This is a genomic window from Nitrospirillum karajorum (genome assembly GCF_036348415.1).
Lineage (GTDB): Bacteria > Pseudomonadota > Alphaproteobacteria > Azospirillales > Azospirillaceae > Nitrospirillum > Nitrospirillum amazonense_B.
The window spans coordinates 1,014,995-1,041,211 of record NZ_JAZBQB010000001.1 but is presented as its reverse complement, the minus strand read 5'-3'; the positions used below and the strand labels follow the sequence as shown (position 1 = coordinate 1,041,211).

The 26,217-nt window shown below is 66.8% G+C and carries 21 protein-coding genes and 1 pseudogene; 9 read left to right on the top strand and 13 right to left on the bottom strand.

Features of this window, described 5'->3' with window-relative positions; all coding sequences use genetic code 11:
* Positions 1-47: 47 nt before the first annotated feature.
* Positions 48-1,061 (bottom strand): FkbM family methyltransferase, encoded by a 1,014-nt coding sequence (locus UCD39_RS04645; RefSeq protein WP_330494909.1) that lies wholly within the window; start codon positions 1,059-1,061, stop codon positions 48-50.
* Between the two features lie 201 nt (positions 1,062-1,262).
* On the opposite strand from UCD39_RS04645, the gene UCD39_RS04640 reads away from it, so the two are divergent.
* The 4 genes from UCD39_RS04640 to UCD39_RS04625 all read left to right on the top strand — a co-directional run bounded on the left by UCD39_RS04640 (position 1,263) and on the right by UCD39_RS04625 (position 4,471).
* Positions 1,263-1,934, top strand: coding sequence for a response regulator transcription factor (locus UCD39_RS04640; protein ID WP_145734709.1), 672 nt, complete (start codon positions 1,263-1,265; stop codon positions 1,932-1,934).
* Between the two features lie 49 nt (positions 1,935-1,983).
* A complete protein-coding gene (locus UCD39_RS04635) occupies positions 1,984-3,351 on the top strand; it encodes a sensor histidine kinase (RefSeq protein ID WP_330494908.1) in 1,368 nt (455 codons plus the stop codon).
* 81 nt (positions 3,352-3,432) lie between these two features.
* Positions 3,433-3,879, top strand: a complete 447-nt coding sequence (locus UCD39_RS04630) for a helix-turn-helix domain-containing protein (protein ID WP_330494907.1) — start codon at positions 3,433-3,435, stop codon at positions 3,877-3,879.
* Between the two features lies 1 nt (position 3,880).
* Positions 3,881-4,471, top strand: coding sequence for a VapC50 family PIN domain-containing toxin (locus UCD39_RS04625; RefSeq protein ID WP_330494906.1), 591 nt, complete (start codon positions 3,881-3,883; stop codon positions 4,469-4,471).
* Positions 4,472-4,496: 25 nt separating this feature from the next.
* Here the strand turns inward: UCD39_RS04625 and UCD39_RS04620 are convergent, their stop codons facing one another.
* From UCD39_RS04620 to UCD39_RS04575, 10 genes are all read right to left on the bottom strand, one after another.
* On the bottom strand, positions 4,497-5,711 hold the full coding sequence (locus UCD39_RS04620) for an acyltransferase family protein (RefSeq protein WP_330494905.1): 1,215 nt from the start codon (positions 5,709-5,711) through the stop codon (positions 4,497-4,499).
* Positions 5,704-7,146: an efflux transporter outer membrane subunit gene (locus UCD39_RS04615; RefSeq protein ID WP_330494904.1), complete on the bottom strand. Its 1,443-nt coding sequence runs from the start codon at positions 7,144-7,146 to the stop codon at positions 5,704-5,706. Before UCD39_RS04615 ends, UCD39_RS04620 begins: the two co-directional genes overlap by 8 nt.
* Positions 7,147-7,473: 327 nt before the next feature.
* The gene (locus UCD39_RS04610) at positions 7,474-8,115 is read right to left on the bottom strand and encodes a TetR/AcrR family transcriptional regulator (protein ID WP_330494903.1); all 642 of its coding nucleotides are present in this window, start codon (positions 8,113-8,115) and stop codon (positions 7,474-7,476) included.
* 32 nt (positions 8,116-8,147) lie between these two features.
* Positions 8,148-9,689, bottom strand: a complete 1,542-nt coding sequence (locus UCD39_RS04605) for an efflux transporter outer membrane subunit (protein WP_330494902.1) — start codon at positions 9,687-9,689, stop codon at positions 8,148-8,150.
* A gap of 5 nt (positions 9,690-9,694) precedes the next feature.
* Positions 9,695-11,302: a DHA2 family efflux MFS transporter permease subunit gene (locus UCD39_RS04600; RefSeq protein ID WP_442943562.1), complete on the bottom strand. Its 1,608-nt coding sequence runs from the start codon at positions 11,300-11,302 to the stop codon at positions 9,695-9,697.
* 11 nt (positions 11,303-11,313) lie between these two features.
* Complete coding sequence (locus tag UCD39_RS04595; RefSeq protein WP_330494901.1) at positions 11,314-12,378, bottom strand: HlyD family secretion protein; 1,065 nt, start codon at positions 12,376-12,378, stop codon at positions 11,314-11,316.
* 303 nt (positions 12,379-12,681) lie between these two features.
* Complete coding sequence (locus tag UCD39_RS04590; protein WP_330494900.1) at positions 12,682-14,757, bottom strand: S46 family peptidase; 2,076 nt, start codon at positions 14,755-14,757, stop codon at positions 12,682-12,684.
* A 221-nt stretch (positions 14,758-14,978) separates the two neighbouring features.
* Positions 14,979-15,452, bottom strand: coding sequence for an RT0821/Lpp0805 family surface protein (locus UCD39_RS04585; protein WP_330494899.1), 474 nt, complete (start codon positions 15,450-15,452; stop codon positions 14,979-14,981).
* A gap of 235 nt (positions 15,453-15,687) precedes the next feature.
* Positions 15,688-17,787 (bottom strand): S46 family peptidase, encoded by a 2,100-nt coding sequence (locus tag UCD39_RS04580; protein ID WP_330494898.1) that lies wholly within the window; start codon positions 17,785-17,787, stop codon positions 15,688-15,690.
* Between the two features lie 130 nt (positions 17,788-17,917).
* Positions 17,918-18,865: a replication initiator protein A gene (locus UCD39_RS04575; protein ID WP_145734700.1), complete on the bottom strand. Its 948-nt coding sequence runs from the start codon at positions 18,863-18,865 to the stop codon at positions 17,918-17,920.
* Positions 18,866-20,030: 1,165 nt separating this feature from the next.
* Here UCD39_RS04575 and repA point away from each other — a divergent pair.
* Both repA and UCD39_RS04565 read left to right on the top strand, forming a co-directional pair.
* Positions 20,031-21,287, top strand: a complete 1,257-nt coding sequence (gene repA, locus UCD39_RS04570; RefSeq protein WP_330494897.1) for a plasmid partitioning protein RepA — start codon at positions 20,031-20,033, stop codon at positions 21,285-21,287.
* Positions 21,288-21,453: 166 nt separating this feature from the next.
* Complete coding sequence (locus tag UCD39_RS04565) at positions 21,454-22,281, top strand: ParB/RepB/Spo0J family partition protein (protein WP_330494896.1); 828 nt, start codon at positions 21,454-21,456, stop codon at positions 22,279-22,281.
* A 161-nt stretch (positions 22,282-22,442) separates the two neighbouring features.
* Here UCD39_RS04565 and UCD39_RS04560 read toward each other — a convergent pair whose 3' ends face one another.
* Together UCD39_RS04560 and UCD39_RS04555 are read right to left on the bottom strand one after the other, a co-directional pair.
* Positions 22,443-23,609 (bottom strand): hypothetical protein, encoded by a 1,167-nt coding sequence (locus UCD39_RS04560; RefSeq protein ID WP_330494895.1) that lies wholly within the window; start codon positions 23,607-23,609, stop codon positions 22,443-22,445.
* Positions 23,610-23,762: 153 nt separating this feature from the next.
* Positions 23,763-24,029 (bottom strand): metal-sensing transcriptional repressor, encoded by a 267-nt coding sequence (locus UCD39_RS04555; protein ID WP_145734696.1) that lies wholly within the window; start codon positions 24,027-24,029, stop codon positions 23,763-23,765.
* Between the two features lie 61 nt (positions 24,030-24,090).
* Between UCD39_RS04555 and UCD39_RS04550 the strand changes: the two genes are divergently transcribed.
* The 3 genes and pseudogenes from UCD39_RS04550 to UCD39_RS28435 all read left to right on the top strand — a co-directional run bounded on the left by UCD39_RS04550 (position 24,091) and on the right by UCD39_RS28435 (position 26,211).
* Entirely contained in the window at positions 24,091-24,267 is a 177-nt protein-coding gene (locus UCD39_RS04550; RefSeq protein ID WP_186455939.1) for a hypothetical protein, read from the top strand.
* A 107-nt stretch (positions 24,268-24,374) separates the two neighbouring features.
* On the top strand, positions 24,375-25,478 hold the full coding sequence (gene ada / locus UCD39_RS04545; protein WP_442943561.1) for a bifunctional DNA-binding transcriptional regulator/O6-methylguanine-DNA methyltransferase Ada: 1,104 nt from the start codon (positions 24,375-24,377) through the stop codon (positions 25,476-25,478).
* Positions 25,475-26,211: pseudogene (locus UCD39_RS28435) on the top strand (2OG-Fe(II) oxygenase). Before ada ends, UCD39_RS28435 begins: the two are co-directional and overlap by 4 nt.
* Positions 26,212-26,217 lie beyond the last annotated feature (6 nt).

Sequence of the window (26,217 nt, the reverse complement as noted above, 5' to 3'; positions counted from 1 at the left end):
CACCGAGTCGCTTCGGCGGGCCCTTATCCTATGACGGGTGGATCAAATCAGGAGGCAACCAGGGACCAGTCGTCCGGTTCCCACAGGGCGCCACTGTCGCTCTCGGCCTCCCCCTGGAACAGCAGGGCGTCGGCCGTGTCGCCACAGGCGTGGTAGCCGTGGAGCGCTAAGGTCGCGGCCAAATCCGTACCCCAGCCCTGGGCGCCGCAACGGTCGACCAGGATCAGCCGGGGCCGCAGTGCCCGCGGGGCGGCGTGCAGGAAGGAGATCACCGCCAGGTCGGCGCCGGCCTTCATGCCCAAGCGCAGCACGTCCAGCCGCCCGAGGCCGGCCGCCCGCACCAGATCCAGCAGCGGCCGGGCCCGCACCAGGGCAGGCGGCGGCGCGTCCCAGCCCGACGCCGCCGCCGCGGGCTTGCGCTTTCCCGCCGCCAGGACCAACCCATCACAGGCCGGGCCCACCGCGTCCTCCACCAGTGTGACGCTGGCCACCAGCGCGTTCAGGGACAGGTTGACCGCCAGCCGATCGCGGGTGGCGGCGTTGGGCTCCACCGCCAGCACCCGGCCGCGCGGTCCCAAATGGCGCGCTGCGGCCAAGGTGTGCAGGCCCGTGCCGGCGCCGACATCGACAAAGACACCGTCCACCGGAAGGGCCGCGGCCATCCGGGCACGGGCCTGGTCAGCCATCTGCCGGGGCAGCGCCAAGACACGGCGGTCGTCGGCATGGTCACGGACATGCAGGCGCCGGCGCATCCCGTCCACCGTCACATCGATGATGGAGCCATAGAGCCAGGGCACCATCGTGCGCACCACCGGTCCCAGCAGCCCCCCGGCGACCCGCCCCCAACCGTCGGCCGGCAAGGCGGCGCTGAGCGCCAGCAGCAGAGCCGGCAGGCCAACGGGACGGTGGTGGCCAAAGCCGTGATCCGCCTGTGCGGGCTGGGTGCGATGGTCCGTCACCGATGGTCCGGCAATGGCCCCGGACGTCACGCCGCAAGCGGGCAAGGCCGCCCATGGAGCAGCGGAGGATTCGGGCAGCAGGGCGGCGGTGAGGACGGTCATGATGGTCGGCACCCAGGTTGATCAGCGCGTGGCAACGATGGCACAGTCAAGCTGACGCCGTGCTGACGGGATGTCGGCGCCCTCAACCCCGCCCTGCCCGGGAAAATCCCCCCGGGAACGACAGGCGGCGGCCGCTGGCGCGTATAGGTACATCTGCCGCCCGTGGTGGGTGCGCCGAGGACTTGGGCTGGGACTTGGCCGATGCGGCTTTTGTTGGTTGAGGACGAACGGGACCTGCGGACGCTGACCGCCGAGCATCTGTCGCGAATCGGCTTCACCGTCGACGCCTGTGGTAGCTTGGCCGAGGCCGAGGACCATATCTCCACCGCCGATTACGATGCCCTGGTGCTGGACCGCCGCCTGCCGGATGGCGACGGGATAAGCCTGGTGCGACGACTGCGCGGCGGCCGGCGCAAGGTTCCCATCCTGATGCTGACGGCGCGTTCCACCCTGGACGACCGCATCGAAGGGCTGGACGCCGGGGCCGACGATTACCTGGTGAAGCCCTTTGACATGGGGGAACTGGGGGCCCGGCTGCGGGCCTTGCTGCGGCGGCCGGGCGGCGTGATCGGGGTGGTGCTGGAATGCGGCAACCTCTCCTTCGACAGCGCGGCCCGCTGCGCGGCCGTGGCGGAGTCGCCCCTGGCCCTGACCGCCCGCGAACTGGCCCTGCTGGAGGTGCTGCTGCGCAAGGTGGACCAGGTGGTGACCAAGGCCCATATCGACAGCGCCCTGTACGGCTTCGGCAACGAGGCGACCGACAACGCCGTTGAGGCGCTGGTGTCCCGCCTGCGCCGCAAGCTGGTCGCGGCGGAGGCCACGGCCGCCATTATCACCATGCGGGGACTGGGCTATATGATGAGCGCATCGTGAGCCCGCCCCCTTCCCCCTTCCCTTCTCCACTGCCCCGGACCCCTTCCTGATGCTCGCCACCCTGGCGCAGATTTGGCGGCACCGGTCCCTGCAAGGCCGCCTGGCCTGGCGGCTGGGCCTGCTGTTCCTGGCCTCGGTCGCCGTGGCGATCCTGCCCCTGGTGGTGCGGCTGGAGGAGGCGGGCGGCGTCGTGCAGCGCAAGGTGCTGCGCGGCCAGGCCAACGAGCTGATGACCGCCTTCAACCATGGCGGCCTGACCCTGGATCGCCTGCCGCCGGATCTGGCCAATCGCTACGCCCTGGAGGAGGACGGTGTCATTTACGCCGTGTGGGACCAGCATGGACGGCTGCTGACCCAATCGCTGCCCCGCGCCGCCAGCACCCTGCGCGAGGCGCTGAACCAGACGGACGCGGAGTATTTCTTCCGCCCGCCGGGGGAGCCGGAGCGTTATGGCCTGGGCACGCCCATCAAGCTGGGCGACCGGACCGTGACCCTGGCGGTGGCGCAGTCGCCCACCGCCGATCAGAAGATCATCAACGGCCTGCTGGACGAATTCGTCCGCGACATCCTGCTGTTCGGCATTCCGGTGGCCCTGATCGCCGCCGCCATCGGCGTCTGGACCATCCGCAGCAGTCTGACCCCCATCCAGGAGGTGTCGGAGGAGGCGGCGGCCATCGGCCTGGACCGGCTGGACCACCGCCTGGACGGCAAGAACCTGCCCAGCGAGGTCTTGCCCCTGGTGGACGCGTTCAACACGGCCCTGGCCCGGCTGGAGGGCAGCTTCCGCCACCACCGCCGCTTCATCGCCGACGCCGCCCACCAACTGCGCACCCCTCTGGCCGTGGTGCAGGCGCGCCTGGAAAGCGGGGAGGCCGACATGGCCGCCGTGCGCGCGGACGTGCGCCGCCTGTCGCGCCTGGTGGCGCAGTTGCTATCGCTGTCGCGCCTGTCCGGCACCCCCCTGCCCCGCACCGACCGCGTCATGGCGGGAGAGCTGACGGCGGGCGAGCTGGTGACCCTGGCGCCCTTCATCCGGTCCCTGGGCAAATCCATCGAGCTGGAGGTGGTGGAGGACTTCCCCCTGGTGTGCAACACCGGTGCCGTGGCGGAGGCCCTGCGCAACCTGGTGGAAAACGCCGTCGCCTATGGCCCGGCCGGCGGCATGGTGGAGGTGCGGGTGGGCCCCGGCCCCATCCTGTCCGTCGCTGACCGGGGGCCGGGCTTGCAGGGCGAGGACCCCCTGACCCTGGCGGAGCCCTTCGTCCGCGGCGCCGCCGGCGCCGGCATCACCGGCTCAGGGCTGGGCCTGGCCATCGCCATGGAAATCATGCGCCAGCACGGTGGCCGCCTGGCCGCCCGCGACCGCCACGGCGGCGGAGCTTTGTTCAGCCTGTGCTTCGAGGACAAGGCGGCGTAAGGTTTCGTATATTGCGTTTAGCGATCAGCTGACTCATACCTACATTATCATGGATGATGTACTGGCGAGGCGGAGGATACGATGACGGCGCTGTTGGAGCGGAACGACACCATCGTCCCATCTGACGAAGACACGAAGCTGGCGACGGAGTCGAGCCGCATCCTGTCCAGGCATGTGGATCGGGAACTGCGGGTCCAACTGGACGATGGCCAGGCCCTGCCCTTGCCACGGGCCTTGCGTGAGTTGATCACGCATCTACTGGTGGAAATCTCACAAGGCAACGCCGTCACCGTGATCCCGGTGCATGCGGAGATGACGACCCAGGAGGCGGCGGATTTCCTGAACGTGAGTCGGCCCCATCTCGTCAAGCTACTGGAAACGGGCCATCTTCCCCACCACAAGGTCGGCACTCACCGACGCGTCCGTTTCGCGGATCTGAAAGCCTTCAAACAAAGACAAGCGGAGGCCCGGTCCAAGGCCCTGGATGAGCTGGTCGCACAAGCTCAAGAGCTTGATATGGGCTACTGACGTGTCGCGGTTCACCGTCGTGTTCGATGCTTGCGTCCTGTATCCGGCGCCTCTTCGCGATTTCCTGATGGAATTGGCGGCAACGGAACTTTTTCGGGCGAAATGGACGGACGCCATCCACGAGGAATGGACACGGAATGTCCTGAAGAATCGCCCAGATCTGACACCAGAGCAATTGCGGTGGACTCGGCAGCGCATGGAAGCGAGCGTCGCGGATTGCCTGGTGTCAGGGTATGAACATCTAATTCCCGTTCTCAATCTTCCCGATCCTGACGACCGGCACGTGCTGGCTGCGGCCATCCATGCACGGGCGGACGCAATCATCACGTTTAACCTGAGGGATTTCCCGATAGAGGATTTGGCGAAGTTCAATGTGGAGCCCATCCACCCCGACGATTTCATTCACTACCAGTTCGACCTGAAAGCGGCGGCGGTCGTGATTGCGGCGGGAAATTGCTGCCGACGTTTAAAGAAGCCGCCAAAGTCAGGATCTGAATATCTGGACACCCTGGAAAAGCAGGGCCTTCCCAGGACCGTTACCGCTCTGCGCCCCTTCGCCGCCGTGCTATCGCAATTGCCGACATCATCTTGATCGACCACAAGCCTATTGTTGCCCCTCACACCCTCAGGAAGATCCGGCGGCGGTACAGCACCTCCAGGATGGCCCACCACAGGGCGACAAACAGGAGGGCGTAGGCCAGGGAGGCCGCCTTTTCCGGCAGCAAGGGATAGAACACCGCCTCGTAAATCACGTCCTGCAGCGGGGCGATGCGGTGGTCCCAGGGCAGGGTGATGACGCCGCCGATGATGATGGCCATCAGTTCGGACCCGACATAGGCCAGGATGGGGTTCACGCCGAACACCAAGGCGGGACGGGTCCAGCGGCGCCAGCCCCGCACCTCCACCCCCCACAGCAAAGCCCCCAGGCACAGGCAGGCCATGCCGGCGGTGAGGGCGACGAAGGAACTGGTCCACAGGCTCTTGTTGATGGGAAAGGCCAGATCCCAGATTTCCCCCAGCAGGACACCCGCCACCCCGGCGATGATGAGCCCCCGGATGCGCGTCGGCAGCGGCAGGGGCTGGCCCAGCCAACGGCCCGCCTGGACGCCCAACAGCGCGGTGGCCACGGCCGGCAGGGTGGATAGGGCGCCTTCGGGATCCCAGGTGTGGGCAGCGGCCCACAGATGGTTGCCCAGGGGGCCCCAATCGAACAAGGCGCGGTCCACGGCCGCCGCCACGGTGGCGCCTGGATGGGCCAGCGCCGCCAGGCCGGTGGCGCCGGTGCCCGGCACTGGCACGCCGGTCATCACCGCCCAATAGCCCAGCAGCAGCGCGACGACCAGCGCCCCCTGGCCCCGCGCGCCGAGCCGCAGCGACAGCAAGCCGGCCGCGACATGGCAGAGGGCGATGCGCTGCAAGACACCCGGTATCCGCCAGGACAGCAGTTGCGCCAGCGTGCGGTCGGCCAGCGTGCCGTGGCCCGATACGGTGTAGCCGGGGAACCAGGCGATGAACAGGCCGAGGCCGAACAGGATCAGGCCGCGCCGCAGGATCTGGCGCACCAGGGCGGCATCCCCCTGGCCCTGCGCCCGCCGCCGGGCCAGGGACAAGTGGGTGGTGATGCCCACCATGAACAGGAAGAAGGGAAAGACCAGGTCGGTGGGCGTCCAGCCATGCCATCTGGCATGGCGCAACGGCCAATAGATGTCGGACCAGGTCCCGGGATCGTTGACCAGCAGCATCAGGGCCACGGTCAGCCCGCGGAAGACGTCCAGGGACAGGAGGCGCTCGGGCTGGGCGACGGCCGGGAAGGCCGCCCGGGCCTCAGCCACCGGCCTTGTCCGGGGCGGTTTCGGCCTGGGCTTCCGTCTGTTCCACCGACCAGCCGCCGCCCAGCACCCGATACAGGGTGACGATGGAGGTCAGGTAGTTCAGGCGGCTCTGCACCAAGGTGTCCTGGGCGCTGAACAGCGTGCGCTGGGCCGTCAGCACGCTGACCATGTCGGCGGTGCCCCGCTGGAATTGGCCGGTGGTGCCGCGCAACGCCTCATCGGCGGAGGCGGTGGCCTTTTCCTGGGCGGCGCGGATGTCGCGGGTGTAGCGCACCCCGGCCAGCGCATCCTCGACATCGGCGAAGGCGGTGACGACGGCCTTCTGATAATCGGCCGCCAATTCCTCGACCCGGGCGCGCTGAACGTCGGACTGCGCTTGCAGATTGCCGGCGTCGAACACCGTCTGGCTCAGCGAGGTGCCCAGGGACCACAGTTTGCTGGCCGGGTTGAACAGGTCACCGAGGGATTCGTTCTGATAGCCATAGGTGCCGGTCAGGCTGAGGCTGGGATATTGCTGCGCGATGACGTTGCGCAAGGTGGCGTTGGCGGCGATCAGCTGCGCCTCGGCCGAGGCGACGTCGGGGCGGCGGGTCAGCAGGGTGGAGGGCAGATTGGGCGCCACCTCCGGCTCCGCCAGGCCATTGAGGGTGGTGCCCTCGATCTTCAACTGTTCTGGCAGCACGCCGACCAGGATGGCCAGGGCGTCGATCTGCTGCGCCAGGCTTTGTTCGTATTGCGGGATGGCGGCGCGCTCCGCCTCCACCACGTTGACCTGGTTGGCGACGTCCACGGCGGTGGCGGTGCCGGCGCGGGCACGGGCCTGGATGCCGCGCAGCACATCCTCCGCATCCTTCAGAGACTGCCGGGCCAGGGTCAGGCGGTCCTTGTAAGCCAATGCCTGGAAATAATCCGTGGCCACCGTGGCGATGGCCGTCATCAGCACGGTCTGCTTGTCGTAGCGGCTGTAGTTCAGGCTGGCCTTGGCCAATTCGAAGGCGGAGCGGTTCTTGCCCCAGAAATCCAGTTCGTAACTGGCCGACAGCTTGGCGGAATAATTGCTGCTGATGTTGTTGCGGGAGATGAAGTTGCCGTTGCTGACCGTGGTGGTGCCGCCGCCCGTCTGGCTGCGGGTGCGGCCGGCGCTGGCCGACACCGTGGGGAACAGGGCGGAACGCTGTTCGTCCACCGTGCCCTCGGCCTGACGGATGCGGGCCATGGCGGCGCGCACGTCGAAATTGTTGGACGCCACGCGGGCGATGAGGCTGTCCAGCTCCGGCGAATTGAACCGCTTCCACCAGTCGGCGGCGATTTCGCTGCGCAGGGCCGCGTCCTTGGCCGCATCACCCGTCACCGTCTCGCGGTAAGCCGTGGGTTGCGGCGTTTCGGGCCGTTCATAGTCAGGCCCCACCGTGCAGGCCGTCAGCGCGCCCGCCATCGCGCAGGCCAACAGGGCCGGCCTGGCCGCGGATGAAAGCAGGACGGACGGGAGCATGAGGCGAAACGACCGGGGGCGCAGCATCGCGGGACGTTATCCAGGAAGGGAGGCCAGACGGAAACGCGGAATGGGACGGGAACCCGGCGCCCTTCTTTTCATACCGGAAGCCCCCTGTCACGGACGAACTGGGCCCGTGCCCGATTGGCGGGCAGCGAATGGCGGAAGTGGCCCCCCACCCGCACCCGGCCGCCCGTTGGTACGGCCCGACAGGCGTCAACCTGTCGGGAAAAATGACGCGGGACCCGTCCCTCGCACCTGGCGACAACCCTACCTCTTGCTTATGCCGGCGATAATCGTGTCCAGCATCACGTCCAGGTCGGCGTGCATGTCCAGCGTCCCATCCAGCAGGGTCCAGCGCATCACCAGGCCATGCTTCAAACCCGACAGGATCCAGCCCACCCTCTCCACATCCGTTTCGGGCGACACCTCGCCCGCCGCGATGCCTTCGCGTATCAGGGTGCAATAGATGCGGTGGGGCCGTTGCAGGCGTTCCACCAGCAGACGGCGCATGTCCGGGCTGTCGGCCAGCACCCCGCGCATGAATATCAGAGACGACAGGGCGGGGATGCTCTCCGTCAGGCGCAGCCAGGTGTGCATGACCTCGCGCAGGCGGGTCATGGGGCTGCCGCTGCCTTTCAGCGCCTCTTGAACCGGGGGGGCGATGCGCTGGGACAGGTTATCCAGCAGCGCATCCCACATCGCGTGCTTGGTGGGGAAATGCCGGAACAGCGAGCCTTGGGCCATGCCGATGCGGCGGGCGATGGCCGTGGTCGTGGTGCCGGCGGGCCCCACCTCATGCAGCAGTTCCAGAGCGGCTTCGATGATCTCCGCCCGGCGGGTATCCCCAGCCTTGCGCTGGCGCCCGGCGGGGCGTTCCTCACCAGGGGCTTCCCCGTCCGTCACTATCACCTTGCCACCCTGCTTCATCGCCCGCGCCCGCCTCACGCCGGCGGGTTGCCGGCGCCCCCATGGGAACCGGCCGGGACGGTGTCGGCGGCGGCGGCTTCACCCGCCCCCGTCTCGCCCGTCCCCGTCTCGCCCGCCTGCCAACCGCCGCCGAGCGCCTTGTAAAGGGCGATGGTCTGCTGCACCAGGGCATAGTCGCTTTGCGCCACTGCATCCTTGGACGTGGCCAGGGTGCGGTCCGCGTCCAGCACGCTCAGGAAATCGGCCAAGCCGGCGCGGTATTGCGACCGGGCGCGATCCTGCGCCCGCTGCGCCGCGTCCAGGGCGCGGTGCAGGGTTTCGTTCCGCTGACGCTCGTTGGTATAGGCGACCAGCGCGTCCTCCACCTCCTGAAAGGCGGTCAGCACCGTCTTGCGGTAGGTCAGGCGGGCCTGCTCCGCCTGGGCTTCGGCATCCTTGACGCCGGCCTTCAGACGCCCGCCGTCGAAGAGGGTGCCGCTGACGGTGGGACCGACGCTCCAGCCGAAGCTGTCGCCCTGCAACAGCTTGCCCAGGTCCGGGTTCAGGAAGCCGCCGATGAGGCCTAGCGACACCTTGGGGAAGCGCGCCGCCTCCTTCACGCCGATCTCGGCGTTGGTGGCGGCCATGGTGCGCTCCGCCGCGCGGATGTCGGGGCGCGCGCGCACCACCTCGGACGGCAGGCTGGCCGGCAGTGCCGGCGGCAACGGCACCTCCGGCCCTGCCGTGGTCAGCAAGCCATCAACGTCGGCCGGGGTGCGGCCCGTGAGGGTGGCGATGGCGTGGGCCCGCTGCGCCGCCTGCGTTGCCAGCGTCGGCAGCACCGCCTTCTGCTGTTCCAGCTGGCCGTCGGCCTCCGCCAGCTGCAGTTCCGTCGCCAGGCCCACCTTGTACTTGGCCGCGGTCAGGTCGCGGGTTTCCTGGGACAGGCGCACATTCTCATTGGCGATGGCCGTGCGCGCCTGAAGGGAGCGCAGGGCGGCGTAATCGGTACCCAGTTCCGCCAGCATGGACATGACCATGGAGCGGCGGTTCTCGATGCCGGCCTCGACGTTGGCGTCGGCCGCCTCGATGCTGCGCCGTGTGCCGCCGAACAGGTCCAGCTCCCACGAGGCGTCGAAGCCGGCCAGGAAGATGTTGTTGGTGCCGCCCAACTGCCCAAACGTGCCCGGCGGCAGACGGTTGCGCATGGCCGCCGTCTCGCCCTTCACGCTGGGATACTGCGCCGCCGCGGCCTGCTGGCGCTGGGCGCGCGCGGACAGGATGCGCTGTTCCGCCACCTTCAGGTCCAGGTTGCCAGCGACCACGTCGGCGACCAGCTTGTCCAGGGTGGGATCGTGGAATTCCGTCCACCAATGGGCCAGAACCGTGGGGTCGGCGCTGGCCTGAATCTTCATCGCCGACTGGGTGGTCGTGGCGCTCCACGTCGCGGGCGCATCGGCCTTGGGCGGCTGATAATCGGGCCCCAGGGTGCAGGCGGCGGTCAGCGCCAAGGCGGCCGTGGCAGCCAGCAGCAGGGCCCGGCGGGGGAAAGCGGCGAAGGGAGTGGTAGCGGACATCGGGGTCACTCCGCGGCGGCGGCCTTGGGCGCCGCCTTGGTGGATTTCATGAAAAAGGCCAGGGGCACGACGCAGAGGGCCACGACGCCGGAGATGCGGAAGACATCGACGTAGCCCAGGATGGCCGACTGGCGCAGCAGGGTGCGGTACATGCCGCCCAGCGCGGAGGATTGCAGTTGCGACGGGGTCAACCCCTGGCTGACCAGGCCATCCATCCACGCCTGCTTGGTCATCTGATAGCCCACGCTGAGGTCGGTCAGATGTTCCGCCAGATAGGCTTGGTGCACCTGCGACCGCTGGGTCAGGTAGGCCGTGACCAGGGCGATGCCGATGCTGCCGCCCAGGTTGCGGGCCATGGAATAGAGGGCGGCCGCGTCGCCGTTCATTTCCCGCGGCACGCTGGCGAACGCCACCGTGCTGATGGGGATCATAAGCAGCGCCGTGCCGAAGGTCTGGGCCATGCGCATGCTCATCAGCGTCAGGAAGTCCACCTGCGGCGTGATGGTCGCCGTGTAGAACATGGCGATACCCAACAGGAAAAAGCCGGTGGCCACGATGAAACGGGCCTGGAACTTCTTCAGCAGCACCCGGGTGATGATGGGGATCATGATCAGGATCATGAAGCCGCCAGGCGACAGGATCATGCCGGCCCAGGTGGCGGTGTAGCCCAGCTGCGATTGCGCCAATTGCGGGATCAGGACGGCGCTGCCGTACAGCGTGGCGGCCATGATGCTGATGAACAAGGTGCCGATGGCGAAGTCCTTGTTCTTCCAGACCCGCAGGTTGACGATGGGATCCGGCCGGTCCAGCAGCCAGACGACGGCGCCCACCAGGCCCAGCACGGCGCCCACGCCAAAGGCCTGGATGAAGCCGCTGGAGAACCAATCCTCCTGCTCGCCCCGGTCCAGCACGATCTGCAGGCAGGCGAAGCCGGCGGCGATCAGCGACAGGCCGATCACGTCGATGTTGCGCCGGCCCTTGGCGGCGCCGGCCTTGGCCCAGGGCGGATCCTCCACCACCGCCGAGATGGCGAAGGTGGCAAGGACGCCCACCGGCACGTTGATCAGAAACACCCAGCGCCAGCTGAAATTGTCCGTGATCCAGCCACCCAGCGTCGGCCCCATGATGGGGGCGGCGATGATGGCGACGGCGGTGACGCCAAAGGCGGTGGCGCGTTTCGACGGCTCGAACGTGTCCAGCAGGATGGACTGTTGGTTCGGCTGCAGGCCGCCGCCGAAGAAGCCCTGGAACAGGCGGAAGACGATCAGTTCGGGCAGCGAGGTCGACAAGCCGCAGAGCAGCGACGACACCGTGAACATGACGATGGACAGCAGGAAGTAGTTCTTGCGCCCCATCATGCGGCCCAGCCAGCCCGAAACGGGCAGCACGATGCCGTTGGCCACCAGGTAGGAGGTCAGCGTCCAGGTGCTTTCATCCGTGCCCACCGACAAGCTGCCGGCGATGTGCGGCAGGGCCACGTTGATGATGGTGGTGTCCAGCACCTCCATGAAGGTGGCGACGGTCACCACCATGGCGACGAGATAGGGGTTGTGCCGCGGGCGCCAGGTCGACGCCCCGTGATCAGCCTCAGGAGGGGGAAGTCCTTCGCTCACCGCCCGGCCCCTCAGTTCAGGTGGACGGTGGGTTCAGCCGACAGCCCCAGCGGCAGCGGACGGTCAGCCGGCAAGCCGCCGGTCACCTTGATCTTGACCGGCAGGCGCTGGACGATCTTCACGAAGTTGCCGGTGGCGTTTTCGGTGGGGAAGGCGGTGAAGCGGGAGCCCGTACCCATCTGGAAGCTGTCGATGGCGCCCGTCAGCTTCAGGTCGGGGAAGGCGTCCAGCTCGATATCCACGGACTGGCCCACCCGCATGCGCTTCAGCTGGTTTTCCTTGAAGTTGGCCACCACCCAGACTTCCGGCGTCACCAGGGTCAGGGCCGACTGCGACACCTGCAGGTAGTTGCCCTTCTCCACCGCGCGCTTGGTCACCCAGCCATCCTGGGGCGCCACGACGGTGGTGTAGGACAGGTTCAGTTCAGCCTGGGCCAGTTCCGCCTCCGCCGCGGCCACCTGGGCCTCCAGCTGCTTCACCTGGCTGGCGGCGACCTCGATGTTGCGCGGGGCCTGTTCGGCCGCGCGCAGCTTGGCATCAGCGTCGGCCAGCTGGGCCTGGGCGGTGCGGAAAGCCGCCTGGGCGGCGTCGATCTGCGACTTGGTGGTGGCGCGGACGTCGATTTCCGTCTGGCGCGCCAGGTCGGACTTCGCCCGGACCAGCGTGGCCTCGGCCTGGGAGCGGGCGGCGCGGGCCTGGTCCAACTGCGCGGGATAGGTGACCTGGGCGATCTCCAGGTTGGTCTGGGCCTGCGCCAGTTGCGCCTGCGCCAGCTTCAGCTGGGCGGCGTCACGGTCGCGGGTGTTCTGATAGTCGCGCGGGTCGATGCGGAACAGCAGGTCACCCGCCTTGACCTTCTGGTTATCCTGGACCGCCAGTTCGACGACCAGGCCGGAGACCTTGGGCGCGACCGTCACCACCCGGCCCTCGGTAAAGGCGTCATCCGTCGATTCCTTGCCGCGCCCGCCAAGCCAGAGGACCACGCCGCCGACCACGATGACGGCCAGCACACCAAGGCCGATGACACGGGGCAGGACGGAACGCTTGGGCGGAAGGGCGGAGGGCGTGCTGGTCATGATGGTCCTTTGGTCCCTGATCGTTGAGGCCGGATCGGGCTATCCCCGACCAGGCTTTTCCAAGGGGCGAGCGGCTTGGGCCGGCGGGGCCGGTCAAGGAATTGCGGATGCATGGAAGGTGCCGCGGGAGTGCTGCGGCGTGGAAATCTTTTGCAAGCAAGTTATTGCTTATCACGCTAAACAGCGCCTAATGAGGATGGCGCAGATCTGGGATGCGGCAAGCGGCAAATGCGCCCCTTTGGCGCCCCACCGTGCAGATCACCGCACCGTTACGTCATATACCGTGGCGTGCGATGGCCGCCGTCACAGACCCAGCTCACGGCTCAGGCGGGTGGTGCCGTAGATGTTGGCCAGCGCCTCCTTCACCGCCCCCACCGAAACCCAGACGGCGCGGTTGGTCGCCTCGTCGAAGCCGAAATCGCCGCCCAGCGACTGGCTGTTGCCGTCGAAGATGATCCCCACCAGTTGCCCGTCGGTATTGATGACAGGGGAGCCGGAATTGCCGCGCACGATGTCGTTGGTGCTGACCATGTTCAGCTTGCGCAAGGGATCAACCGCGCTGCGGGCGCGCAGCCAGGAAGAGGGCAGCGCCAACGGCTTCGCCCCCGTGGCCCGGCCGTAGGCCTCGCCCATGGTGGTGTAGTAGCGCACCGGCCGGCCGTTCTCCTCATAGCCTTTGACGGTGCCGTAGGAGACGCGGGGTGAGAAGGTGGCGTCTGGGTAGGCGTCGGTTCCCTTGGCGGCGAAGAGGACCTGGGCGATGGCGCCCGCGTTGCGCCGCTCCACCGCCTCGACATTCACCTCGACATCCCGGCGGATGGCCAGCGCCTGCTTGTCCACCTCCTGGGCGAAGCGGATCAGGGGGTCGTGGCTGTTCTTGATGGCCTCGATGCCCCCGGCCAGCAGGCGCTTGCGCTCGGCGGGGTCGGCCAGGCGGGTCCGGTCCACGAGGTCGCTGGCCATCCGGTCAGCCGTCTGCGCGCCCAACACGTCGCGCACCAGCGGATCGTCGGGACCCAGCACCCGGCGCAATTGCACCAGCCAGGCGCGCAGCAGCACCTTTTCCAGGTCGGCGGAGATGGGGGTGTTGGCCAGCAGGCGCTGGCGGGTGAAGGGGAAGCCGGCCTCAGTGAACTCCTGGAAGCGCTTGATGTCGGGCAGCTGGCGCTGTTCCGCCGCGCGGACCAACAGGCGGGCGTAGGCGAACAGGTCGGATTGGGGCCCCCGCCCCTCCTCCACCACCTCCATGCGGTCGGCGACGGCGCGATAATGGGCCACGGCCTGGGCGATGGCGGCCCAGGGGTCACCGAAGCGCTGCTGGACCTGGGGATCGGCCGCCACCTTGGCCCGCAGCTCATTCTCCGCGCGCCGGCGGCCGTCGATCAGGCCGGGATTGACCAGGGCGCGGAACTGGCCCAGGCGCGCCTTGTAGGCGTTTTCCACCGCGAACAGCTTGGCGAAGGCCACGCGGGCATGCTCCGCCCCTTCGGCCGAGAACTGCAGCAGCAGGCCGCGCAGCTCCGCCAGATAGACCAGGGATTCCGGCAGCACGACATCGCGGTCGTATTCCAGTTCCGCCACCGTATCCAGGCGCTCCGTCGTGCCAGGATTGCCGGAGGTGAAGACCAGCTCGCCCTCCCGCGCCTCCCGGGGGGCATAGGCGAAATAGGTGGCCTGGGTGTTCAACGGTGCCCCGGTGGCGTCGTAGACGCGCAGGAAGGCGACATCCAGGTCGTAGCGGGGAAATTCGAAATTGTCCGGGTCGCCGCCAAAGAAGGCGATATCCTCTTCCGGCGCGAACACCAGGCGCACGTCCTGGTAGCGGCGGTACTTGTACACGTCATAGACGCCACCCCGGTACAGTTCCACCACGTCGCAACGGATGGCCTCATCCCCACCGGCGCAGTCGCGCTGCAGCTTGGCCAGCGCCTCCCGCAGGGCGCGGCCGTAATCCGTGCCCTCGCGGCCCGCCACCGCCTCACGCACCTGCGGGGTAACGTCGGTAATGCCCACCAGCTGGTTGGCCTCCACATCCGGGCATTTCACCTCGTCCTCCTGCCGGGCGGCGTAAAAGCCCTCCTGGACCAGGTCGCGGGCGGGGGAGGACAATTGCTGCAGACAATCGCGGGCGCAGTGGTGGTTGGTCTGCACCAGCCCGGCGGGGGAAACGAAGGCGGCGGAACATCCCCGGGGAAGGCGCAGCGACGCCATGCGCAGGTGGTCCAGCCATTGCGGGCTGGGTTCGAAGCCGTAGGTTTCCTGTATTTTGGCGGCGGGGAAGTGGTTGAAGGTCCACATGCCTTCGTCGGCGCGGGCCGCGACGGACGCCATGAACAGGCCACCGCCCAGCGCGGCCGCCAGAAGCCCCAACCGCATCATCCCCGTCCCTCGCATGCCGTTCCCAGTTCTTGCGCCCCGACCTCCCGATCCGGGTGGAACAAGCGTCAGCATACCGCCAATGCGCCCCGGCACGGGACGGGATTTTGTAACGGAAACGCAAACAGTCCGGGGACGATTATGCAAAAGCCCCAGGCGTGGGCCTGGGGCTAGCGTCGTCGCCTCAGTCAGCGGCGGGCCAGGACAGCGGCCCGCGCCGAGGGTCAGTTCATGATGCGCCAGGAACCATCCGGCTGCCGGCAGGCCGTGCCCACCTGCTGCGTCGGCTGCCCCGCCACCGTGATGGTGGAGGTGTATTCGCGGCAATTGGACTGGTCATAGGCCGGCTTAGCCGCCACCGTCTGGACAGGCGGGGCGACCACCGCCGGTGGCGGGGGAGGCGCCTGGACCACGACCGGCGCCGTGTAGACCGGCGGCGGCTCCACATAAACGGGCGGCGGGGCGTAATAGGGGGCGTAGACCGCCGGGTAGGGGGCCCAGTAGGGATTGCGCCAGCGCCAGTAGGGGTCATGCCAATAAGGGCCGTAATAGCCCGCGGGCCGCCAATAGGGGCCGACGCCGATGCCCACGCTGACGAAGGTGCGGGCCCCGGCCGGGGCGCTGCCACCGGCCAGCGCCAGCAAGGCCACCACCAGCGACATCATCACCAGGAACGGTGCCTTGAACACGCGCTGCATGATCATCCTCTTTCAGGTGGCGAGCCCGATGCATCAGGCTTCCGCCAAAGCCGCCCTTGATCCTTTCAGGAAGAAGGCCCCGGGGCGCTCGGGGCCAGTCCTCACTCTATAATACGGGACTCTGACCTCTTCCTGACGCCCCCACAGGTGCGGCATTTGGTTTACCCACCACGAGCGCCGCGCATAGGAAAAGGCCCGCGAAATGCATTCCGCGGGCCTTTCTGTCAGGGTTCACTCAGTGCCCGGCCAATTCCTTGGCCAGGCGGTTGGCGTGGTAGACCTTGGCCAAGGCCTCCTTCAAGGCACCGACCGTGACCCAGACGGCGCGGTTGACCGAGCCGTCATAGCCATAGTCGCCGCCCAGCGACTGGATGTTGCCGTCGAAGATCAGGCCCACGACTTCCGCGTCCTTGTTGATGACGGGGGAGCCGGAGTTGCCGCCGATGATGTCGTTGGTGCTGACGGCGTCGAACTTCTGTGACGGGTTGATAGCGTCCTTGGCCTTCAGCCAGCTTTCCGGCAGGGCGAAGGGGAAGGCGCCGGTGGCGCGCCCAAAGGTGCCGCCCATGGTGGTGAAGGGGGCGACATGCTGGCCGTTCTGCTCATACCCCTTCACCGCGCCGTAGGAGACGCGGGGGCTGAAGGTGGCATCGGGGTAGATGGACGTGCCGTGGACCTTGAACATGGCCTGGGCGATGTAGCCGGCGTTCTTCTGCTGCACGGCGGCCACGTTGGCCTCCACATCCCGGCGGGCCGCCAGGGCGTCGGCATCGACCAGCTTGGCGAACTTGATCATGGGGTCGGTGGAGGCGTCCAGGGCGGCCTGGCCCCCCTCCAGCAGGCGCTTGCGCTCCGCCGGGTCACCCAGGGTGGAACCCTTGACCAGATCATCGGCGATCTGCTCGGCCGAGCGGCTGCCGAAGACCTTCTTCACCAGCGGATCGTCCGGGCCCAGCTGACGCTGCATGTAGACCAGCTGCATGCGCATCAGCACCCGCTCCAGCTCCGGATAGACCGGGCTGTTGGACAGCAGGCGCTGGCGGATGAAGGGGAAGTTGGCGTCGGTGTATTCGCGCAGGCGCTTGCCGTCGGGCAGGGTCCGTTCACTGGCGGCGCGCACCAGGTTGCGGGCGAAGGTGAACATGTCGGACTGGGTGAAGCTGCGCCCCCCTTCCAGCACGTCGTAGCGCGTGGCCACGATGGCGAAATGCTCCACCGACTTGGCGATGGCGGCCCAGGGGTCGCCATACTGCTGCTTCAGCGCGGGGTCGGCGTCGATGATGGCCTTCAGCTCCGCCTCATCCTTGCGCTTGGCGGCGATCAGCGCCGGATCGACCAGGGTCTGCAGGCCGCCGTACAGCGCCTTGTAGCTGTTCTCCAGCGTGAACAGCTTGGTGCGGGCGATGCGGCCGTTCTCTTCCCCCTGCGAGGTGAACTGCAGCAGGATGCCGCGCAGTTCGGCCAGGTACAGCAAGCGGTCGGGCAAGGCGTGGTCGCGGTCGTACTCCAACTCGGCCACGGTGTCCAGGCGCTCCGTCCGGCCGGGATTGCCGGAGGTGAAGACCAGGTCGCCCTCGTTCGCGTCATGGGACGCGTAGGGGAAATAGTTGGCCTTGGTGTTCAGCGGCTTCCCGTCCTTGTCGTAGACGCGGACGTAGGAGACGTCCAGGTCGTACCGCGGGAATTCGAAATTGTCGGGATCGCCACCAAAGAAGGCGATGTCCTCTTCCGGCGCGAACACCAGGCGGACATCCTGATAGCGGTGGTACTTATACAGATTGTACGCACCGCCATGGTACAGCTCGACCACGTCGCAGCGCGTGTCGTCGGCGCCGCCGGTGCATTCCTTCTGAATGGCGGCCTGCACCTCCTTCAGCGCGGCGGAGAAGGCGTCGCCTTCCTTGCCAGCGGTGGCGGCGTTCACCCGCTGGGTCACGTCGGTGATCTGAACCAGCTGGTTGACCTCCATGTCCGGGCACTTGGCCTCATCCTTCAGCTCGGCCGCGGTGAAGCCGTCCTTGATGTGGTTGTGCTCGGCGGTGGACACCTGCTGGATGCATGCGCGGGCGCAGTGGTGGTTGGTCTGGACCAGGCCGCTGGCCGACACGAACGCGCCGGAGCAGCCGCGCGCCAGGCGGACAGAGGCCAGCTGCACCCGTTCCAGCCATTTGGGGTCGGGGCTGAAACCATAGGCTTGCTTCACCTTGGCGCTGGGGAAGTTGTTGAAGGTCCACATGCCTTCATCGGCGCCCGCGACCGTGGGCGCCAGCAGGAGGCCGGCCAAAGCCGCCGCCGCCAGCGCGCTCAAGGGCGCGCCCTTCAGGAAATCACGCATTAGAGAAATTCCTCACGACAGGTCTGTCCCAGGCCCCGCAGCCAGGATTGAGGGACTTGCACCATGTCTGTCGTGAGATTGCAAGATTGGTAACGGTCGCGGCCGGGCGGCCGCGATCAAGACCGCTGTGTCAGGCCGCCAGGCCGTCCATGTCGCCGATCATCATGTCGGGCAGCGCGTCCGGGAATTCCGGGGCCTGATCGAAGGGCGCCATGGCGGACAGACTGTCGGTGCGGAAGAAGTACACCATGTGGCTTTTCAGCGGTGTGCGGCCGGGCGGCGGCGGGGCATTGCGGTCCCGGCCCCAGCGGCGCGGGTCCACCACCGTCAAACCATATTCCGGCAGGGCCTGGCGCTTCTTGGCCAAGGCCACCAGGCGGGCCTTGAACACCTTCAGGTCGCTTTCGGCCCCCACGCGCAGGCGCAGCTTCTCGATATTCATCTTGAAGGCGCCCTGGTTGCCGCAATGGGCGCGCGCGATCTCGTACAGCCGCTTCTCCGTGGGCGACAGCTTGAAATAGTCGGGATGGTAGGTGAGGATCTTCCGGTCCTTCACCACCGCGCGGTACAGCCAATCGCACAGCTGCACCGTCAGCGACTTCATGGTCTTGCCGCCGTCCTTATCCCGCCGGTAGTTGATGCGATAGTCCAGCACCCACGAGAAGGCGCCCGTCTCCCCTTCGCCGCCCGTCTCCAGATTGGTCAGCACCTGGGTCGACTGCAGGCGCTTGAGCGCGTCTTCCAACCGTTGATAGGCGGTGTTGGTGGCGTGAATGCCCACCACACGGAAGAAGTCATGGCCGGTGAAGGTCAGGCGGGGGCTGACGGGCTCGCCCCGGTTCAGTTTGTCCTGGATCAGGGACACGAGGTAGATCAGCACCTCCTTGTCCCAGATGTTGGCGACGCCGTGCTTGGTGCCGGTGACCTCGATGCGCACAGTCCCGTCGTCATAGACCGGCAACTCGGTGACCGTCTCCTTGCTGAGGGCGAAGAAGTTGAAGACCATGACCAGACGGTCGTTCTTCACCTTCCCGATCAGGGGGCTGTCCAGCGCCAGGGCCAGTTGGGCCCCAGCCATGGGGGCTTCCACCATGGACGGGGCGGAAATCCTGTCCGCAGTCCCTGTCGTCGTCCCCGCCATTGTCGCCACCCTTCACACGCAAAGCAGGCCCCATCCACCATGGATCGGGCGTTCGGACTCCGGATGATGAACGTGGCCGTTCGTCGTCGCCAACGGCAAAAGCGCGCTTGGTTGCCGATCCCTTGAGATTTTGACGTGCCCACCCCCAAAATCTGGTGTTGATACCGAGTCGATGGAGGCATCGGTATCCGTACCCGCGAGTTTGGGTAACCGAACCCTTGACTCGACTCGCCCAGGGACTCGGGCAACTCATCACGGCGGGGGTAAATCGCGCGGACTCGGGGTCCGGGTGAGTCGGATCGCGGTATCAGAGTCCGAAACCGGCCCGCCGGAGTCCCCAAACTCAAGGGAACCGCAACCAAGTTTGAGGGAACGGCAACCAAGATCAAGGCTACGGCAACCGACTCCGGCCGACTCGCCCCAATTTCCCTCAAGGGTTCAGATACCGATTTTCCCAGCACCAGGGTTCAGCAACCTTCCGCCAAGGGTTCGGTGACCCAAAACCCGAGGGTTTGGAATCCGCGGCCCCAGGGTTCGGATACCGGGAGTCGTGGGAACGGTTACCAAAATCCTCCTTAAGCCTCTGGAAAATAAACGCTTTTAGAAGCCGTAACAGTTAAACCCTATATCTGTTTAACCCTGAATCCTTTTAAGGAAACTATCCACAGGCCAGGCCTTCCGCGGCATGGACAGCGGCCCGGGGATTAGGCTTGGCGGGTCCCAGAGCAGGCTTTCGCCTTCAGCTCGTCCGCCGATCGAAGCGCGCTCGTCAACGGTATTTCAGCAAAAACCCAGGAAATCCGCCATTTCTGGCGATACACCCGCCGCACCGGAAATTGGTATCCGTTCCCTTGAAGATCGGGGGCCGCCAAGTAGAAGATCGCCCGGATTTCCAGTCACGATCGCCCGGCTTTCAAGGTTACAGTTACCGAAGACAGCAACTCAGACTGTTGTTCAAATCCCATCAGCGAATTTTCCCGCCTAATGGGCAAAAAATCGATGATGCGTCAGTTATCCGCATATTTGCCTCAAGATCGCGGTTGGCGTCCGGATCGTGGTTGGGCATTATCCGCCCATCTCTGGCAGCCCCTCGGATACACCAATGACCACCGATGTCAGCGCGCCCGCCGATACCAGCGTTCCGGCCGGCGACGATCCCCTGCAAATCTTCCTCGACCACTCGGAAGGCTGCGACGCCATCCAGCGCAAGATCATCGAAGTGCAGGCCTATCCCGGCCATGCCAAGAGCCTGCGCCTGTTCCCCACCTCCGAAGCCGCCCGGCTGATCCGCATCTCCGAAAGCCATCTGCGCGCCCTACTGAAGAACGAGCAATTCCCCCAGGGCACGGTCATCGGCGGCAACAACCGCCGGGGCTTCACCTTGGCCGAGGTGAACCAGATTCGCCGCCAGCTGTTCCAGCAGACCGGCGACGTGCGCTATCGCGTGGGCCGTGATCGGGAGGCGGGGGAGAAGCTGTCGGTCATCACCGTGGCCAACTTCAAGGGCGGTGCGGCAAAGACCACCCACTCCGTCCACCTGGCACAGTATCTGGCCCTGCAAGGCTACCGGGTGTTGATGATCGACCTCGACAGCCAGGCCAGCGCCACCTCCCTGTTCGGCTTCGTGCCGGATGAGCAGTTCGACCGGCTGGATACGCTGTACCGGCTGTTCACCCTGGACGACAGCCAGCGGATCAACGATCTGCGGCCGCTGATCCAGAAGACCTATTGGGACGGGCTGGACGTCATTCCGGCCAATCTGGGTCTTTATTCCACGGAGTTCGAGGTGCCGGTGCGGCAGATGCGCCAGCGGGAATTGCGGTTCTGGCGTATCCTGGCCGACGCCCTGCCGACCATCGACCAGGATTACGACATCATTGTTTGCGACTGCCCGCCGTCGCTCAGCTATCTGTCGATTAACGCCGTTATGGCGGCGAACTTCCTGCTGATCCCCATTCCCCCCAGCATGTTGGATTTCAGCTCCGCCGGCCGGTTCTTCCGCATGGTCTATGAGACGTTATCCACCCTGGCGCAGGCCGAGGGCGGACGGGTGAAGACCTTCGACGCCGTGCGGCTGCTGGTCTCCAAATACCAGACGGCCGATACCAACCAGAGCCAACTGGTGAAGTGGATGGGCAGCATCTTCGCCGACACGCTGCTGGAAAACCGCATGGCCCTGACCACGGGGTTGGATAGCGCGGGCAACCTGAAGCAGAGCTATTACGAACTGGAAGCCAGCGACGTGAACCGCCGTACCTACGAGCGGGGGCTGGAATATCTGAACAACGTGAACGCCGAGATCGAACGCGTGATCTGGGATATCTGGAAGCGCACGCCGGCGCGGGAGGGAACGCGATGAGCCGTAAGGACAGAATGGCCGAACTGGACAACGCCATCGGCGACCTGACCGCCACCCGGGCGGCGCGGCCGGCTTCCCCCGATCGGCCATTCCGATCGTCAACCAGATCGAGAGCGTCTTCCAGGACAGCGCCAAGGAGCTGGAGACGCTGCGCGACAGTGGCCGCGTGTTGCTGGAACTGGACCCGGCCGATATCCACAGCACCCAATATCAGGACCGGCACGTCGCCGCCTTCGCCGACGCCGCCTTTGCCATGCTGGTGCAAGACATCCTGCGCCATGGCCAACTGGCACCCGTGCTGGTGCGGCCGGCGGCGGATGGGCAGGGGTACGAACTCATCGCCGGGCATCGCCGGACGGCGGCCTGCCGACAGCTTGGCCGCAAGGTGGTGGCCCGGTTGATGCAGGCAGACGACCGCGACCTGCTGATCAAGATGGTGCAGGAGAATGAGGCTCGCGCCGACATCTCCGCTTATGAGCGGGCGGTGCAGCTGAAGACCGTGTTGGACACGGGTCTCATGAGCCGGGCGGAGCTGATGGAGCGGCTGGATTTCAGCAAGGGCCACCTATCCAACCTGCTGAAATTCGCGGAGTTGCCGCCTACGGTCATCGCGGCCTTGGATGATCCCCGGCCGCTGAAGATCAGCGATGGTGCCAAGCTGGCGCGCCTTATGGCGGAGAGCGAGGAGGCTGCGGCCCGGGTTGAGCAGGTGGCAGCCGATCTGAGCGGCAAGGGCGTTGATGATAACCTGAGTTTCAGCGCACGCCTGCGGGCGTTGATGGCGGCGGCCCAGGGCGAGCCAGCGGCGGAGCCGGAACTGGCGGGGGAGCGGGTGATCCGATCCCGTACCGGACAGGTTCTGGTGCGTCTGTCCTTGCATGAGGGGCGGCCGATCCTACGCTTGGCTGCCGGCCTTCCCCCCCAGGCGCTGGACGCCCTTTTTTCGCAGTTGCCGGATGCCTTGCGCCGCTGTGGCCTGGATGTCCCCGACTGAGTTGCCCCCCCAGCCGGCACCATGGTTTTTCCGAAAAAACTTTGCACGACCCCGCCCTGGTGGCGGGGTTTTTCTTTTCCGGTCTCGGTCTCGGCCAGGGGCCTCTCAAGGAAACGGTTACCGAGGTTTTTTCAGAAAAACCAACAAGCGCCCCGCGCTGGTCATTCCACAATATAGGCGCGATAGGCGTCCCGACCGGAAATCTCCATCAGCAGGTGATCGCGATGCAGGGCGTCCAACAGGCTGCGCGCGGCGGTACCACTCATGCCCAAGGCTTGGGCCAGGCGGCCTGACGTCACCACGGGTTGGGACAGCAGAAAGGCGGCCACCTGGGGCCCGCGAGAAGTGGAGCGCCGGGGGCGCAAGGCTTCCGCCAGTCCACCCTCCGCCACGCGCAGCCGACGCAGTAGGGCTTCGCCTCGGGCCAGGCAGCGTCCCGCCGCCATAAGATAAGCACTGAGCCAGCCGTTGCGGCGGTCAGGCCGGTAGTCCATCGCGTGACCGAGGAAACCAATGGAGGACATCAGCACGGGCCCCCCCGAGTAGGCGGGATGGGTGGGGCCATCATAGGTATCCGAACCCTCGACCACGTCCTGTCCACCACGACGGCCCTGTACCAGGCCCTGCCGCGCCGGCCACCAGGCCGCCAGCAAACGCCCGAGGGCGGCGCCGGCGCTCCGGTCTGCCCCCACTTCATGCCAATGGGCCAGGAAGGCGGCGGCACCGACAAGGGCGGGGGCAGCGCGGAAACGGGCTAGCGCGTCCGGCGCCAAGGCCGCCTGCAGCACGGCCCACCGCTGCTCCGTGCCGACATCCTCCTCAGCGTCACTCCATAGGGAGAAGCCAGGGGACCGGCTGTGTCGAATACGGTCCAGTGCCGCCAGGCGACGGGGGGTGTACAGATGGCGGGGATGGCGGGCGGTGATGCGCCGAACCAAGTCATAGAGGGGAAGGGCTTGGGCGAGATCTGGATCGGGCGCCCGATCAAGACTGTCCCACGCCAACAGTCGCAGGTCGGCGGTATCGACCAGGATGCCGTTCAACCGGGCGGAGGCGGCCGCCTCTTCAATCGCCATGCGGTTGATCCAGCCCGCGGCAACGGCGGGGCTACTGGCGGCCAGCCCGCAGTCCAACCGGACAAGCGCTGCGGAGGCCGCTTCCAACGCCAACCCCTCCGCCATCGCGTAAGGGGTGCACAGGTCGTCCTCGTCCCGCCTCTGGAGCCCGGGCTTTGAGGAAGCGGGGTCGGGAACCTCCGGCCCCGCCGGCGGTTCGGCTGGGGAGGGGGCGTACGGGTTACCCGGCACATCCCACCAGTCGTCACTCATCTTATCCTCCCGCCAAAACGTCCGGAAACATTGGACACGTACGGGGCGGAAAGCAAGTTATTCTGGGTTTAGCTTATCTCATCCGAAACCGGTGTGCCGATACCGTCCAATCGGGTGGCCCCTCTTACGCCCAGGCCATCTCCCAGGGGCATCTCAGAGGTATTTGGTGATCTCCGCCATTTCGGATAGCCGGGCCCGGGTATCGCTGGGTAGGGGGCCGGTCGCCTCTTCCAGGTGGTGTTCGATGTGATGCAACACCAAGGCGACCTTGGCCTTGTCGATGGCGCGGGCGACGGCCTGAAGCTGCTGGGCGATGGTCAGGGCGTCCCGCCCTTCCTCCACCATCTGCACGATTTTGCCGAAATGGCCCTGGGCGCGCTTGAGGCGGTTCAGCAGGTCGGGGGTGGTGGTATGGGTCATACCTTGACTCCTATCCCCCCTGGGGGGTTAAGTCAAATTCCTGAAGGGGAGTTGTCGAGCGATGTGCTGTCGCGCCGCCGTTGAGAAGACCTATCGTCAGATGCGGGCGTCGGGTGCGCCCGACCAGCATGCGTATGAGGCGGCCCTGGTGCTCTACCGGTATAACCATCCGGAAGACGCCGCCCCGGTCGCGGAAGCCGCCGTGGCGCTGTGGACCGGGCACAGCCGGATGCAGTGACTGGCGCGGCGGCGCTTCCCGGAATTTGACCGCAAGACCCGGGATGCCGGGCAGGGGCGTCCGGGGGCATATCGGGGCAGAGACGACACCATCCCAGGATGACGACCATGCCCCGCCTGACCGTATCCCCCATGCGCGCCCTTGCCCATCCGTCCCCTGCCCAGGCCGCCGAGGCCGATCCCCGCTGGCAGGCCGTTCTGGCCCGCGATGCCAGCCAGGATGGGCGCTTCGTCTATTCGGTGAAAACCACCGGCGTCTACTGCCGCCCCTCCTGTCCCTCCCGCTTGGCCAAGCCGCAAAACGTCGCCTTTCATGACAGCGCCGCGTCGGCGGAGCAGGCGGGCTTTCGTCCCTGCAAGCGCTGCAGGCCGGACCAGCAAGGCGTGGCCCAGCGCCAGGCCCACCTCGTGGCACAGGCCTGCCGCACCATCGAGGCGGCGGAAGACGCCCCGGGCCTGGATGCCCTGGCGGCGCAGGCTGGGCTCAGCCCCTATCACTTCCACCGCGTGTTCAAAGCCATCACGGGCGTGACGCCCAAGGCTTATGCCGTCGCGCATCGCGCCCGCCGGGTGCGGGAGGAACTGGCCCGGCCCGGCACCACCGTCACCACCGCGCTCTATGACGCCGGCTTCAATGCCAGCAGCCGCTTCTATGAGGCGGCGGATGGGCTGCTGGGCATGCGGCCAGGCGATTACCGCGCCGGCGGCGCCAATGCCGACATTCGCTTCGCCGTGGCGCAGTGCAGCTTGGGGGCCGTGCTGGTGGCGTGCAGCGGCCGTGGCATTTGCGCCATCGCCTTGGGTGACGATCCGGAGGCGCTGGTGCGCGATCTCCAGGATCGGTTTCCCAAGGCGCGGCTGACCGGCGATGATCCCGCCTTCGATGCCCTGGTCGCCCAGGTGGTCGGTCTGGTCGAGGCGCCGGGCCTGGGGGTAGACCTCCCGCTGGATGTGCGTGGCACCGCCTTTCAACAGCGGGTGTGGCAGGCCCTGCGGGCCATCCCGGCGGGGCAGACCGTGAGCTATGCCCAAGTGGCGGCCGGCATCGGCGCCCCCAAGGCGGTGAGGGCTGTCGCGCAAGCCTGCGCCAACAACGTCATTGCTATCGCCATCCCGTGCCATCGCGTGGTGCGCACCGATGGCGCCCTATCAGGCTACCGCTGGGGCGTGGACCGCAAGCGAGTCCTGTTGGCGCGGGAGCGTGGGGAATGATCACATCAGGCGCGGACACTGATATCGTTGATGGCGTTGCCAGCATTGAGACTTACGATTGGACATCCATTCATAAGGCTTTAGACACGTACGGAAACGCTGTACTCCCGACGTTGTTGAACGCGGACACCTCTAAGAGCGTGGCCGCGCTGTACGCGGCAGAGCAGGGATTTCGCAGCCGTGTCGTCATGGCACGCCATGGCTTCGGCATGGGGGAGTACAAGTATTGGGCCTATCCCCTGCCGCCGGCGGTACAGGCCCTGCGCACGGCGCTTTACCCCCGTCTGGCGCCCGTGGCCAACCAGTGGGCCCGGCGGCTGGAGGAGGTGGTGCGCTATCCAGACAGCCACGCCGACTTTCTGGCGATGTGTCATGAAGCGGGGCAGGCCCGGCCCACCCCGCTGCTGCTGCGCTACGGGCCGGGCGATTACAACTGCCTGCACCAGGACCTGTATGGGGAGCATGTTTTCCCCTCCAGGTCGCCGTCCTGCTGTCGGAACCGGAACGCGACTTCACGGGTGGGGAGCTCGTGATCACCGAACAGCGCCCGCGCCAGCAATCGCGGGCGGAAGTGGTGCCCTTGCGCCAAGGTGACGGCGTCGTCTTCGCGGTTCACCACCGTCCGGTATCGGGCAGCCGGGGCAGCTATCGCGTGACGTTGCGCCATGGTGTCAGCCGCGTCCGCTCCGGTCAGCGCCACACGCTGGGTATCATCTTCCACGATGCCCTGTAGGGCGCC

Excerpts from the sequence above, each read along its gene's own strand:
- UCD39_RS04615 (WP_330494904.1), bottom strand. The coding sequence starts at position 7,146 with ATGGCGGGCGCGCTGACGGCCTGCACGGTGGGGCCTGACTATGAACGG.
- UCD39_RS04575 (WP_145734700.1), bottom strand. The coding sequence starts at position 18,865 with ATGGCTGGGGCCCAACTGGCCCTGGCGCTGGACAGCCCCCTGATCGGG.
- UCD39_RS04635 (WP_330494908.1), top strand. The coding sequence starts at position 1,984 with ATGCTCGCCACCCTGGCGCAGATTTGGCGGCACCGGTCCCTGCAAGGC.
- UCD39_RS04550 (WP_186455939.1), top strand. The coding sequence starts at position 24,091 with ATGTGCTGTCGCGCCGCCGTTGAGAAGACCTATCGTCAGATGCGGGCG.
- UCD39_RS04585 (WP_330494899.1), bottom strand. The coding sequence starts at position 15,452 with ATGCAGCGCGTGTTCAAGGCACCGTTCCTGGTGATGATGTCGCTGGTG.
- repA (WP_330494897.1), top strand. The coding sequence starts at position 20,031 with ATGACCACCGATGTCAGCGCGCCCGCCGATACCAGCGTTCCGGCCGGC.
- UCD39_RS04605 (WP_330494902.1), bottom strand. The coding sequence starts at position 9,689 with ATGTCCGCTACCACTCCCTTCGCCGCTTTCCCCCGCCGGGCCCTGCTG.
- UCD39_RS04560 (WP_330494895.1), bottom strand. The coding sequence starts at position 23,609 with ATGAGTGACGACTGGTGGGATGTGCCGGGTAACCCGTACGCCCCCTCC.
- UCD39_RS04640 (WP_145734709.1), top strand. The coding sequence starts at position 1,263 with ATGCGGCTTTTGTTGGTTGAGGACGAACGGGACCTGCGGACGCTGACC.
- UCD39_RS04645 (WP_330494909.1), bottom strand. The coding sequence starts at position 1,061 with ATGACCGTCCTCACCGCCGCCCTGCTGCCCGAATCCTCCGCTGCTCCA.
- UCD39_RS04590 (WP_330494900.1), bottom strand. The coding sequence starts at position 14,757 with ATGATGCGGTTGGGGCTTCTGGCGGCCGCGCTGGGCGGTGGCCTGTTC.
- UCD39_RS04630 (WP_330494907.1), top strand. The coding sequence starts at position 3,433 with ATGACGGCGCTGTTGGAGCGGAACGACACCATCGTCCCATCTGACGAA.
- ada (WP_442943561.1), top strand. The coding sequence starts at position 24,375 with ATGCCCCGCCTGACCGTATCCCCCATGCGCGCCCTTGCCCATCCGTCC.
- UCD39_RS04555 (WP_145734696.1), bottom strand. The coding sequence starts at position 24,029 with ATGACCCATACCACCACCCCCGACCTGCTGAACCGCCTCAAGCGCGCC.
- UCD39_RS04595 (WP_330494901.1), bottom strand. The coding sequence starts at position 12,378 with ATGACCAGCACGCCCTCCGCCCTTCCGCCCAAGCGTTCCGTCCTGCCC.
- UCD39_RS04580 (WP_330494898.1), bottom strand. The coding sequence starts at position 17,787 with ATGCGTGATTTCCTGAAGGGCGCGCCCTTGAGCGCGCTGGCGGCGGCG.